This is a genomic window from Pseudoalteromonas sp. Isolate3 (assembly GCF_022398505.1).
Classification (GTDB): Bacteria; Pseudomonadota; Gammaproteobacteria; order Enterobacterales; family Alteromonadaceae; genus Pseudoalteromonas; species Pseudoalteromonas apostichopi.
In genome coordinates this window covers 1-12,383 of sequence record NZ_JAKEVN010000118.1, presented here as the reverse complement: position 1 = coordinate 12,383, position 12,383 = coordinate 1, and the positions used below count along the sequence as shown (strand labels likewise).

The window sequence follows — 12,383 nt, the reverse complement described above, 5'->3', positions numbered from 1 at the left end:
CTTTACTATGTTTTAGAAACAGGATTTAAAAAAAGACAATGAAAAAGCTATCAAAGTATCTAATAATTTTCAGTTTATTGTTTTCAGTCGCGGGGTGCTCTCCTAGCTTCACTTACAATAACTTAGGCTGGTTATCAGGGTTTTGGATTGATGATTATGTTGATCTAAATGGCGACCAAGCTGATAAATTTAAGCATATTGTCAAAACCAGTCGTGATTGGCACAGGGAAACTCAGCTACCTTTATACAAGAGTGACCTCGAAAGCTTAAAATCTATGTTAGATAAGCAAGTTAACCATAGCGAACTTAAAGCACACTTTGTGCAAGCAAAACAACACTGGCAAACCTTGGTTGATAAAATTGAACCCGAACTTATTGAGTTAGCTAACTCACTAACTTACAAGCAGCGAGTTGAGTTTGTCGCTGCCTTACAAGAAAACATTAACGATGAGTACAAAGAGCACGAAGAGAAAACACCTGAGCAACATGCTCAAGAACGTTTAGAAGAAAACCTTGAAAACTATAAAGAGTGGTTCGGTACCAAGCTCTCTGCACAGCAACAAACACTGATAGAAAATTCATCAAATAGCCGTATAAGTACATTTTTACTATGGATGCAATACAAACAAAAGCGTTTAGATGCATTAAAAACGTTATTTATGCAAGAGGAAAAACCAGCAGACTTTGATAGCAAGCTCGCTGTTATCATTAATGATCGTTTTGCCTTTATGAGCGATGAGTTAATTGCCGCCGATGATAAAAACCTTGATAACTACGTTAGCTTGTTATTGGAGCTAAAGCCTACATTAACCGACAAACAGCGCCGTAATATTCATGATGAGTTTGATGAGTTAATTGAAGAGGTCAGTGACTTGATTGATGATTAGCTGCAAGGTGTGCTTTTACGCGATGTGAAACTGCTGCTAGCTTGAATCTCATTATTTGTAAATAAAAGTTAAAAACTATTAGTTTTTCTTGTGCTTATGAAAACGTCTGCATTTTTATGCACTTTTTATTAATAACTTGTTCCTATATCTATTATTTCGCGTTAAAATTAGGCAATTATAACAATAACGAGAAACTGGATGGATATTGGGGCGCTAAGGGGCACTCAAGCGTTACGAAATACCGTTCTTAAATGGATGGGCTTTTGTCTTGGCGTGCTAGCTGGAATATTCGCCGTTTTTAATCTCTTTATAAATGACTTTTGGGTTCTTGGTGCATTAGAAGTCGTTTTTGCATCCTTTTGTTTTTATATCTTTTTTTATACCCGAAAACGCAATGGTCATCTATGGCAGTCGCTCACCTTATGCGTGTTTTTAACGCTACTTGTCACATTGGGTACTTACCTCAGTAATATTAAAAGCTTGCTGTTCATTTGGACTTGCTCATTACCGGTTCTATTTTATTTATTATTAGGCAAACAGTATGGCAAAGTTTTGTCATTGGTCGTTGCGGTACTGCAAGGCGGTTTTCTTTTCACCAAATCAAGTCTTGAGCCCCTTAATAGCATTAATTTTTTACTCAACTTTACATTCACGTACATCAGTATTTGGGCGGTGTCTCACACCTTTGAGAATAGTCGTGCAGAATATGGTAAACGACTCGAAAACTTAGCTTTACTTGACCCACTTACAGGGGCAGGTAACCGGTTGGCGATGACCCATTATTTTGAAGTTGAGCTGAAAAACAAAAATGGCTTATTTATCTTAATGCTCGACCTTGATTACTTTAAGAATATAAATGATCAATACGGCCATGATGTTGGCGATCGTATTCTAATTGAAGTAACCAGTTTCTTTAGGCAACGCATAAGTAAAGGCTATGTATTTCGAATTGGCGGTGAAGAGTTTGCTATCTTCTTACCAGGTAGCGACCCGCAAAGTGCATATGAATTTGCAGATATGCTGCGCGAGCACTTATCAACAACTATCCACAATATTGATGAGCAGGCGATCAATTTGACTATTAGCATCGGTGTTGCCTGCTACATGCCAAATCAAACCCTTAAAAACTTTATTAAGCGTGCAGACGATGCGCTATACCAAGCAAAACAGCAAGGTCGAAATAGAGTTGTAACGGCTTATGAGTTAAGCGAACAATTTGCACAACGTAATAAAGCGAGTTAGTGCTTTTTAAACTTAGCCTTTGTACATAGTATCAAAATCAGGAATGTTCGCCTCCCATACAGGAACATCTTTACCAATGTATTCACGCATAGCATCAAAGAATAAACGTGTTCTTACTGGTAAATCTCTATGTGGGTAAACCGCGTACACTGCGCTGTAATCGAGTAATTCCATATCGGTTAAAATTGGTACTAAATCTCCGCGTTTTACCTCATCATCAAGAATAAATGCTGGTGCAAGAACATAGGCATTTCCTGAAATTGCCTTCATCAAAAGTACTTCCGCATCGTTAGCACGAAAGACACTTTTAATATCCTGCTCAATAATATCGCCACCGGCATTACGATAGCGAATACCACTAATGCGTTTACTTGGGCTTGAATAACTAGCGGCAGGCAGCTCTTTTAAATCTTCAACATGCTTTGGCATGCCGTAAGTTTTAATAAATTCTGGTGAGGCCAACAGTAACATACGGTTGCGGGCAATCTTACGGGCAATAAATGACGAGTCTTTTGGTTCGCCAACACGAAAAGCCAAGTCATAGCCTTCTGATACTAAGTCAATCAGCCTGTCGTCTAAACGAAGCTCAACTTCAACTTGCGGAAAACGTTTTTGAAAGTCATTAATTACTGGTTGAATATACCTTTTACCGATAATACTTGATGAGGTAATTTTTAACGTGCCACGAGGTTCTTGGTGATAGTTCTCGGCCAGTCTAACAGTATCTGATAATAAATCCCTGAGTTCAGCTGCTTTTTTTACCATTTCAGCGCCTGCAGCAGTCAACGAAAAAGAACGAGTTGTACGGTTTAGTAAGCGCACCCCTAACTCATCTTCAAGACGGCTAATTTGTTTCGAAATGACAGAACGGTCTATATTTCTAGACTCTGCAGCTTTAGCAAATGAGCCTCGTTCAATCACTTCAAGCAGCATTAATAAACGGCTGGTGGTATCCATAGCAGTTCCTTAAAATTTATTGGTGCCATTCTGGCATTAATGAATTTAAAAATCTATCGTTTTTATCCTCTAATTAGTTCCGTAACATTGTCTCCAATCTATTAACAGGAGAGTCGTGATGAACAAATCTATTCTTGCAGTGGCTGTCACCATTGCGAGCTTAACGCTTGCAGGGTGCGGTACTGAAGCCAACCAAGCAGCGCAGCAACAGCATTTACAACCTATCGATGTAGCAAAAGTACTGGTTAAACCCGTACAAAATTGGCACACCTATACAACGCGCTTAGAAGCACCACAAGAAGTAGCGCTTATGCCACGTGTTTCGGGTGTTATCGACAAAATTAATTTTAAGGAAGGTGATAGCGTTAAAGAGGGGGATTTGCTTTTCACCCTTGATGCACGTCCCTTTGCTGCAGTGGTTGATAGCTTAAAAGCGCAAATCGAAAGCGCCAAGGCAGCACTTGAACAAGCTAAAAGTGAAGCAAAACGCGCAGAGCGCTTAACTGAGCGTAAAGCGATTTCAACTGAGCAAGCTGAGTCTCGTAAATCAACCCTTAGACAACGAGAAGCACAATTACTTGCTCTTCAGGCTGAGCTAACTGCAGCTGAGCTTGATTTAGCATTTACGAAAGTTCGCTCGCCAATAAATGGCGTAGTATCGCGTGCCAACATCACCAAAGGTAATAACGTACTTGCCGGACAAAGTGTGTTAACAAGTATCGTATCAAATCAGCAAATGTATGCTTATTTTGATATTGATGAGCGCACGTGGAATCAGTCATTTGCTGATGTAACGGCACAAAGTGAACAAGCGGTTGTGATGCAAAAAGTGGGTGAAACCAGCTTTAACTTTAATGGCAAAATTAATTTCATTGATAACCAAATTAACGAAACTACAGGCACTCTTCGTGTTCGTGCCGTGTTTGAAAATGATGAGCAACAACTTCGTGCTGGTTCATTCGCCCGCATTAAGCTTGCAGGCAATAAAGTAAGCGAAAAGGTCATCGTGCCGGAGCGTGCTATTGGCACAGATTTAAAGAATCGTTTTGTTCTAACCGTTGGTGAAGGCAATGTTCTTGAATATAAGTTAGTTACTGTTGGTGAACGTTATGGCAGCTTACGAGCAATTAAATCGGGACTAAACGAAAACGATGTGATTGCAGTGAACGGTCCTGCTCGTGTGGGTCCAGGTATGCCAATTTCGCCTAATAAAGTAACGATTAATAGCGACGGTATTGCATTCACTCTTTCAAATAATCACTCAGATTTGGTTGCTAAACAGTAGGTCAAAATGAAATTTTCACACTTTTTTATCCAGCGACCCATCTTTGCAGCGATGCTGTCGCTTATCTTTCTCATCGCAGGGGCAATTTCGTTATTTCAATTGCCAGTGAGTGAGTATCCAGAGGTGGTGCCGCCAACAGTTGTTGTTACAGCAAGTTACCCAGGTGCAAACCCAACGGTTATTGCTGAGACTGTTGCAACACCTCTTGAGCAAGAAATCAATGGTACTGAAAACATGTTGTATATGTTTTCGCAAGCAACCAGTGATGGCCGTATGACGTTAACAGTTACCTTTGCGTTAGGCACTGACTTAGACCGAGCACAAGTACAAGTGCAAAACCGTGTAAACAGTGCACTGCCACGCTTACCACAAGAAGTTCAGCGTTTAGGCGTCGTAGCAGAAAAATCATCACCAGATTTAACCATGGTAGTGCATTTATACTCACCTGAAAAAACGCATGATACAACTTACTTAGCGAACTATGCTGACTTGTATATCAAAGACCAAATTGCACGTCTTCCGGGTGTGGGTGATGTACGTATGTTTGGTGGTGGTCAATACTCAATGCGCGTATGGTTAAACCCCGATGCACTATCGGCACGTGATTTAACTGCCATGGATGTAGTTAATGCACTACGTGCGCAAAACCAGCAAGTTGCCGCGGGTAGTATAGGTGCACAACCTACATCGAAAACAAATCAGTTTCAAATTCTGATGAACGTAAAAGGGCGCTTAAGCTCACAAGAAGAATTTGAAAATGTGATCATCAAAGTAGGTGAACAAGGTCAGCTTACACGCTTAAGTGATGTTGCACGCCTTGAGTTAGGACAAGACACCTATGCATTAAGAGCAATGCTCGATGGTCAGCCAGCACTTGCTATGCCAGTATTTCAACGCCCAGGTTCTAATGCGATTGAGCTTTCGGATCAAGTGCGTGAAACCATGAAGCTATTATCGAAAGACTTTCCGGCGGGTGTTGAATATGACATTGTTTATGATCCAACAATTTTCGTACGCGGTTCTATCGATGCTGTTATCAAAACACTACTAGAAGCAATCGCGCTAGTTGTAATCGTTGTAGTGGTGTTCTTACAGACGTGGCGTGCATCGGTTATCCCTCTGATTGCGGTACCGGTGTCTTTAATTGGTACGTTTGCAGTTATGCAATGGCTTGGCGTTTCAATCAATACCTTGTCGTTATTCGGCTTGGTTCTAGCCATTGGTATTGTTGTTGATGATGCCATTGTTGTAGTTGAAAACGTTGAGCGTAATATTGAGCAAGGCTTGTCGCCACTCGAAGCAACCCGTGTTGCCATGACAGAAGTAACAGGGCCAATTATCGCCATTGCACTTGTACTGTGTGCGGTATTTATTCCAACGGCATTTATTACTGGTTTATCTGGTCAATTTTATAAGCAATTTGCGTTAACTATTACTATTTCAACGATTATCTCAGCATTTAACTCATTAACACTATCGCCTGCGTTATCGGCATTGTTATTAAAAGGTCATGATGCAAAACCAGACCGTTTAACTAAGCTATTAAACCGTGTATTTGGTAATTGGCTATTTAAGCCTTTTAATCGCTTGTTTGATAAAGGTGCAAATGGCTACGAAAAGCTGGTACAAAAACTGATTCGCATGAGTGTGATTGTATTAGTTGCCTACATTGCGCTTGTTGGTGGCACAGTTAAATTATTTGATGCTGTACCGGGTGGCTTTATTCCACAGCAAGATAAGCAATATTTAGTGGCTGTTGCACAGTTACCTGATGCGGCAAGCTTAGATAGAACCCAAGAAGTCGTGCAAGAAATGGAAAAAATTGCATTACAAGTACCGGGTGTTGCAAATACGGTGTCGTTTCCTGGTTTATCTGTTAATGGTTTCACCAATAGCCCTAATAGCGGCATTGTGTTTACTCCGCTTGCACCTTTTGAAGAGCGTCAAGATCCGAGTATGTCAGCAATGGCGATTGCGGCTCAGTTAAATCAAAAATTTGCCGCTATTGATGAAGCATTTGTTGCGGTATTCCCGCCACCGCCAATTCAAGGTTTAGGTACAACTGGTGGCTTTAAACTACAAATTGAAGACCGTGCTAATAAAGGCTTTGAAGCACTCTTTAATAGCTTACAAGCAACCATTGCTAAAGCTCAGCAAGACCCTGCATTAATGGGGCTTTACTCAAGCTTTAGAATTCAAGTGCCACAAATGGATATCGACATTGACCGTGAGCAAGCGCTGATTCAAGGTATTCCACTTGATGAAGTATTCAATGCCTTACAAGTGTACTTAGGCTCGATGTATGTGAATGACTTTAACTTGTTTGGTCGAACTTATCAGGTTAATGCACAAGCTGATGCTGATTACCGCCAAGATCCTGAGCAAATTTTGAATCTTAAAGTGCGTAACCGCATGGGTGAGATGGTGCCATTAGGTTCTGTATTAACGGTCACGCCAACAACAGGGCCAGATCGTGTAATGCACTATAACGGTTACCCTACAGCTGAACTAAATGGTAGCCCAGCGCCAGGTTATAGCTCTGACCAAGCGCAGCATGCGATTGAAGCAATTCTTGCCGATACATTACCAAATGGTATCGAGTTTGAATGGACAGAAGTAACTTATCAGCAAATATTAGCGGGTAACACCATGGTGTATGTTTTCCCACTCGTTGTATTGCTCGTGTTCATGGTACTTGCTGCCCAATACGAGAGCTTAAGACTACCTCTGGCGATTATTTTGATTGTGCCTATGACTATTTTCTCGGCCTTGTTAGGTGTGTGGCTTGTAGGTGATGACAACAACATCTTTACGCAAATTGCATTAATTGTACTCGTTGCACTAGCAAGTAAGAATGCCATCTTAATGGTTGAGTTTGCACGAGATCAGCATAAAGGTGGGATGACACATCTTGAAGCAATTATTAAAGCGTGTCGCTTACGACTTCGTCCAATTTTAATGACGTCAATTGCTTTTACAGCAGGTGTTGTACCCCTTGTTTTAGCCACAGGCGCAGGTGCAGAGATGCGTCATGCCATGGGTAACGCTGTATTCTCAGGCATGATTGGTGTAACCGTGTTCGGCTTATTGTTCACCCCGGTGTTTTATATGTTAGTAACGAAAAAATCGCAGAAGGAGCAAGATGATGCATAAGCCTCTTCATGCAATCTTTAAACAAGGCAAAGTTTTAAGTGCAATGCTGTTAGCCGGTGTATTAGCTGGCTGCGCACAAAGCGTAGATATGCAAGAGCAGCAAGTTAGCCTGACGCAATTTGTAAGTGATACACAAATTGGTGAACAAAACGAAGGCGCGAGCGAGAATAACTGGTGGCGTCGTTTAGATTCAACCCAGTTAAATAATTTAGTGACTGATGCATTAGCAATGAATCACGACCTAAAAACCAGTCAACTTCAACTTGATGCAGCCATTGCCCGTTTAGGTGCAGCCCGCGCGGAATATTATCCGCAGGGCAGCCTAAGCGTAGGTGCAGAGCGCAGCAGCTTAGATGGCGTTATTACACGTCAATCAAACGCTGGGGTTAATGTTAATTGGCAGCTTGATTTGTTCGGCCGTATTACCGCGTTAGTCGATGCTGCTAATGCGGGGGCATTAAACCAAGCAGAGCAGCTAAGAGCATTACAGGTTGAAGTGGTTTCAGCTGTGGTGCAAGGCTATGTCAGCTATCAAGGTAATGTGCAAAAGCAAGCTATCATTGAGATGCAAATCGAGGCACTCGAGCAAAGTATTGATGTACTAAAAGCGCGAGTAGAAGAGGGTGTTGCGAATGAGCTTGATCTTAACCGCACCCTTGCGCAGTTAAAGCAACAACAAGCGCTTATTCCTGAGCTTAGTTACTTGCAATATCGCGACTTAGCAACCCTTGCGGTGCTAACCGGTCGACTTGCAAGCGACATAACATTGGTCGAAGAGCCTGAGTTACTCAGCCACCAATTTAGCGTGTCGTTTAGTAAAGCGAGTGAAGCAATGGCACTGAGACCCGATATCACCAGTGCCTTGTATCAATTTAGTCAGGCTTATTCATTGAGTGTTGCAGCCTCAAAAGCGTTACTGCCTGATATTAGTTTGGCAGGGTTTGCAGGTGTGGTGAGCTTAACCAGTAATGGTTTAGAAGATACTGTGCAACAATGGCAAGTAACGCCAAAAGTTGAATGGTCATTGCTCAGCTATCCTGCATTATTAGCTCAGCGTGATGCACAGCAATTTTTAAGTGAAGCCGCTTACAGTAACTACCAAAGTAAAGTATTAAACGCCATTAGCGATAGTGAACTTACTTTACAAAGGCTAGTCAAACAGCAGCAACAGTTAAGTTATGCTGATCAGCGTTTTAATTATGCGAATAAAGCATTTGGTCAAGCTCAAGCAATGTATCAAGAAGGACAAATTCCTTACTTAGAGTTGTTAGATGCGAGACAGGATGTTTTAATAGCGCAAGAGAACGCTGTTGATTCAACAATTGCTTCATTACAGGCCAAAGTAAGTGCTTATCAAGCGTTTAATGGTCGTTGGAGCTTTGAACTAAACAACCTTTAACCCAGAGTATTAAATGTCACATATTCAACAAACTACAGATCTTCCGTCAACAATGCGCGCGCTTGCACTGATTGAGCCGAATGACGCGATTGCGTTATCTGAGCTTTCTGTGCCAGTACCGAGCCCTGAAGGCAATGAGCTCTTGATTAAAGTTGAATATGTGGGCTTAAATCATGGTGATGCCAACTTTGCAAAGCAAGGCTTTTGCAAATGGCATTACCCTCATGTTTTGGGCCATGACGCTGTTGGGGTGGTTGTTCAAGCAAATAAAGGTGTATTCCCTGGTGTTGGTGCGCGTGTTGTATGGCATGCCAGCCTTGGTGACCAAGGTGTGTTATCTGAATACACTACAGTGCCTAACTATGCAGTATCTGTTGTGCCAGATAATGTATCTCCGGCAGACGCTGCAACCTTACCTTGTTCAGGTATGACGGCATTAATCGCCCTTGATAAGTTGCAGCTAAGCGAAGGGGATTCACTGTTTATTGACGCCGGTGCTGGCGGCGTTGGCCAATTCGCTATTCAGTTTGCTAAGCAACGTGGTGCGACTGTGTTTACCACTGCCAGCAAACACAATCATAAGTTACTTAAGCAATTAGGCGCTGATGTTGTGTTTGATTATAATGACCCTAAACTCCAGGATAAAATTCGTCGTGAACTTGGTCCGCAGGGCTTTGACGCGGTGCTTGATTGTATCGGTGGCGATACCACCATTCGCAACGTTGAGCTAATGCGTTTTTGTGGTCGCATCGCCTGTTTAAATGAATTACCTAAGTTTGAACAAGAACTTATGTTTAGACGCGCTCCCAATATTGGCATTGTATCGTTAGGTGGTGCATGGCTTGCGAACAGTTTATGTGCTCAGCAAAGATTAAGCTTTATGGGTAACTTATTACTTGATAATGCAGCGCGAGGCGAGATCAAATTGCCGCAAATCCATGCCGTAGACTTTACCGCTGAGGCTGTTTCAGCTGCTTTAAATAAACAACTTGCTGGTGGTTTTACAGGTAAACAAGTTGTACAAGTAAGCGGTTAAACTTGCGTACTAACTGCCCAGTCATTTTGTTTGATGGTCAGTGCAATCTGTGCCATTTTTGTGTGCGGTTTATTCTTCGCTTTGATAAGCAAATTACCTTTAAGTTATGCCCCATGCAAAGCGATAAAGGTGAGCGTTTATTAAAGGCATATAAAGTCAAAGATCCACTTTCCTCAATGTTAGTGATTGATAAAAACCAGCTATATAAACAAAGTGATGCTGTATTATTTATCGCAACGAAATTAGGTTTTCCATTCTCTGTCGCTAACGTGTTCAAGCTACTGCCAAAAGGCTTTCGCGATCGTGTGTATGATTGGGTTGGCCGTCATCGTTATCGGTTTTTCGGCAAACAAACAAAGTGTAAGTTATTGTCAGAAAAACAAAAGCAGCATTTTTTATAAACATTTAAAGTAAAGCTTGCTATTCTCTTTATTGGGAACAAACAACAATAATAAGAATATGAACATTCTCTTCCTAATCTTAAGTACGTTTTACATTGCTTTATTGCTTTTACAGCCAGCATTACCTCAGCCTTTTATGGCGTTATTTAAAACATTACCAATCGGCCTTTTGATTGTGATGGTGTTAAAAGCGCGCAGTCAGCTACAAAATCGAACTTTTATTACTTTATTATTCGCTCTTAGTTTTTCAGCACTAGGTGATGTGTTGCTAGCCCTTGATACGGGGCAACTGTTTATAGGCGGTTTAGCGGCATTTTTTGTAAGCCACACTTTTTATATCATTACCATGTTGCCAATTAAAAACTGGCGACTAGACGTTGTACTCCTTTATCTATTTTTGGCCATCATCGTTTTTTGCTTATTCTACCCAAACCTGAATGACATGCTCATTCCCGTGCTTTTTTATATGTTGGTGCTCACCATAATGGCAAGCCTTACTTGGATGACTGATAAATCGAACGGTTTTTTAGTGTTAGGTGGTGCCGTGTTTGTAATATCAGACTCTATACTAGGCCTTAATCGTTTTTATTTAGAAATAGAGCATGCAGATATCGCAATCATGGGTAGTTATTATTTAGCGCAATTTTGTTTGGTGACAGGTTTTTTGCAAGCAACAGGTAAACATAAATAGCCGCAGTGGCTCAGTGTTAATTGCCGTGATAAAATACGCGCGTTTTAATTTTCGAGATTTCCCATGGCAAATACAGCGCACGCACTGCACATTCTTGTTAAGCACAAAGAACAAGCTGAAGACATTATCAAGCAACTTAAAAAAGGCGCTAAGTTTCAGACTCTAGCTAAAAAACATTCAACCTGTCCGTCGGGTAAAAAAGGCGGCGACTTGGGCGAATTCAGACGTGGTCAAATGGTGCCACAGTTTGACAAAGTAGCATTCAGCGGTGAAATCTTAGAACCACATCTAGTTAAAACGCGCTTTGGTTGGCATGTAATCAAAGTGCTATACAGAACGTAAAGTTTAAAGCCACACTAAATTTAAAAAGACACGTTGTTAGTCTTAAACTTTTCATTTCAGTGAGTTAAAACGCTAGGTTTTAACTCATTTTTGGACATAAACGCGTTAAAATATTTGAAGAGTCATGACTAAATTAAGGCATAAAAGTATGCCACTACATGGTAGTATTTAGTAAGGAACGCTGTGAATTCATTTCAGCACAATATGGGCACTAAGCCTAATAACTTGTGGCGTTTCTTTTTAACTGTGACAAGATATTATCATTCAATTTTAACCAATTAGTTTCGTATTCCCATGTCTTTTTGAAGTCGTCATTGCTCCTTGAACTTTCAAGCATTTCTCTAAAATCGAAAACACCTAGAAAATTATCAGCCGTAACATCATACCTTCCATAACCTCGGTTTTCAGGCACAATATATTTTAAAAAATTAGATTTAAAATCAGATATAGTGCTTACTAGTTCCTTTGAATCATTTAGTTTTTCTTCTAAGAATTCTTTTTCAAAACCTGTAATTGTGCCTGTCGCTTCTAAAGCACCAGATTGGTTTATAGCGATTCCCCAATTTTTATAGGCCAATGAAGGGTTCTGCCGATTTATATCTGAAAGAAGTGAGTCATAGGGAGACAGCATTTTTTCTACCGCCTTAGGCACACTACCTCCCGGCAAATATAATTCACCAGTAGCAACAGCTAGCTCATGCATATAGTCATCAACTGTTTTAGTTATGTCTATCTGGCTCGATGTCATCGTCAGCGGTTTGGTATACGTTTGGTTTAGCTCTGGAGGCGCGCTTTCATGATATACGTCATCCGCCAATTTTTTAAGCTCAGTTTCTAAAAGAGCCTTGCCATTTATAGGTGACTCTAAAGTCACATTTTGAATATTAAGTGGTTGCGGTAAACTTCCAGAATTAACCTTCATAATACGTCCCTGATTTAGTGATGTAATTTTATATCGGCCTATTTTGATGATTCTTTATATTTATCATT

The 12,383-nt window shown here is 40.9% G+C and carries 11 protein-coding genes; 9 read left to right on the top strand and 2 right to left on the bottom strand.

Annotated features, from left to right (window positions below; translation table 11 throughout):
- Positions 1–38 precede the first annotated feature (38 nt).
- Together L1D46_RS17395 and L1D46_RS17390 are read left to right on the top strand one after the other, a co-directional pair.
- Positions 39–887 (top strand): DUF6279 family lipoprotein, encoded by an 849-nt coding sequence (locus L1D46_RS17395; RefSeq protein WP_130052468.1) that lies wholly within the window; start codon positions 39–41, stop codon positions 885–887.
- A gap of 198 nt (positions 888–1,085) precedes the next feature.
- On the top strand, positions 1,086–2,129 hold the full coding sequence (locus tag L1D46_RS17390) for a GGDEF domain-containing protein (protein ID WP_130052467.1): 1,044 nt from the start codon (positions 1,086–1,088) through the stop codon (positions 2,127–2,129).
- 12 nt (positions 2,130–2,141) lie between these two features.
- On the opposite strand, the gene L1D46_RS17385 is transcribed toward L1D46_RS17390, so the two are convergent.
- Positions 2,142–3,086 carry a LysR family transcriptional regulator gene (locus tag L1D46_RS17385; protein WP_130052466.1) on the bottom strand — a complete coding sequence of 315 codons (945 nt, stop codon included), beginning with the start codon at positions 3,084–3,086 and terminating at the stop codon, positions 2,142–2,144.
- Positions 3,087–3,204: 118 nt separating this feature from the next.
- On the opposite strand from L1D46_RS17385, the gene L1D46_RS17380 reads away from it, so the two are divergent.
- From L1D46_RS17380 to ppiC, 7 genes are all read left to right on the top strand, one after another.
- Positions 3,205–4,371, top strand: a complete 1,167-nt coding sequence (locus L1D46_RS17380; protein WP_130052465.1) for an efflux RND transporter periplasmic adaptor subunit — start codon at positions 3,205–3,207, stop codon at positions 4,369–4,371.
- 6 nt (positions 4,372–4,377) lie between these two features.
- Positions 4,378–7,524 (top strand): multidrug efflux RND transporter permease subunit, encoded by a 3,147-nt coding sequence (locus tag L1D46_RS17375; RefSeq protein ID WP_130052464.1) that lies wholly within the window; start codon positions 4,378–4,380, stop codon positions 7,522–7,524.
- Positions 7,517–8,923, top strand: a complete 1,407-nt coding sequence (locus L1D46_RS17370; protein WP_130053013.1) for a TolC family protein — start codon at positions 7,517–7,519, stop codon at positions 8,921–8,923. Before L1D46_RS17375 ends, L1D46_RS17370 begins: the two co-directional genes overlap by 8 nt.
- A gap of 13 nt (positions 8,924–8,936) precedes the next feature.
- On the top strand, positions 8,937–9,959 hold the full coding sequence (locus L1D46_RS17365) for a zinc-binding dehydrogenase (RefSeq protein WP_130052463.1): 1,023 nt from the start codon (positions 8,937–8,939) through the stop codon (positions 9,957–9,959).
- A gap of 2 nt (positions 9,960–9,961) precedes the next feature.
- Positions 9,962–10,360, top strand: coding sequence for a DCC1-like thiol-disulfide oxidoreductase family protein (locus L1D46_RS17360; protein ID WP_130052462.1), 399 nt, complete (start codon positions 9,962–9,964; stop codon positions 10,358–10,360).
- A 58-nt stretch (positions 10,361–10,418) separates the two neighbouring features.
- Complete coding sequence (locus L1D46_RS17355; protein ID WP_130052461.1) at positions 10,419–11,051, top strand: lysoplasmalogenase; 633 nt, start codon at positions 10,419–10,421, stop codon at positions 11,049–11,051.
- 63 nt (positions 11,052–11,114) lie between these two features.
- Positions 11,115–11,393, top strand: a complete 279-nt coding sequence (ppiC, locus tag L1D46_RS17350) for a peptidylprolyl isomerase PpiC (protein ID WP_055021968.1) — start codon at positions 11,115–11,117, stop codon at positions 11,391–11,393.
- A 217-nt stretch (positions 11,394–11,610) separates the two neighbouring features.
- Here the strand turns inward: ppiC and L1D46_RS17345 are convergent, their stop codons facing one another.
- Complete coding sequence (locus tag L1D46_RS17345; protein ID WP_130052460.1) at positions 11,611–12,315, bottom strand: hypothetical protein; 705 nt, start codon at positions 12,313–12,315, stop codon at positions 11,611–11,613.
- Positions 12,316–12,383 lie beyond the last annotated feature (68 nt).

Excerpts from the sequence above, each read along its gene's own strand:
- L1D46_RS17365 (WP_130052463.1), top strand. The coding sequence starts at position 8,937 with ATGTCACATATTCAACAAACTACAGATCTTCCGTCAACAATGCGCGCG.
- L1D46_RS17370 (WP_130053013.1), top strand. The coding sequence starts at position 7,517 with ATGCATAAGCCTCTTCATGCAATCTTTAAACAAGGCAAAGTTTTAAGT.
- L1D46_RS17385 (WP_130052466.1), bottom strand. The coding sequence starts at position 3,086 with ATGGATACCACCAGCCGTTTATTAATGCTGCTTGAAGTGATTGAACGA.
- L1D46_RS17390 (WP_130052467.1), top strand. The coding sequence starts at position 1,086 with ATGGATATTGGGGCGCTAAGGGGCACTCAAGCGTTACGAAATACCGTT.
- ppiC (WP_055021968.1), top strand. The coding sequence starts at position 11,115 with ATGGCAAATACAGCGCACGCACTGCACATTCTTGTTAAGCACAAAGAA.
- L1D46_RS17375 (WP_130052464.1), top strand. The coding sequence starts at position 4,378 with ATGAAATTTTCACACTTTTTTATCCAGCGACCCATCTTTGCAGCGATG.
- L1D46_RS17345 (WP_130052460.1), bottom strand. The coding sequence starts at position 12,315 with ATGAAGGTTAATTCTGGAAGTTTACCGCAACCACTTAATATTCAAAAT.
- L1D46_RS17395 (WP_130052468.1), top strand. The coding sequence starts at position 39 with ATGAAAAAGCTATCAAAGTATCTAATAATTTTCAGTTTATTGTTTTCA.
- L1D46_RS17355 (WP_130052461.1), top strand. The coding sequence starts at position 10,419 with ATGAACATTCTCTTCCTAATCTTAAGTACGTTTTACATTGCTTTATTG.
- L1D46_RS17380 (WP_130052465.1), top strand. The coding sequence starts at position 3,205 with ATGAACAAATCTATTCTTGCAGTGGCTGTCACCATTGCGAGCTTAACG.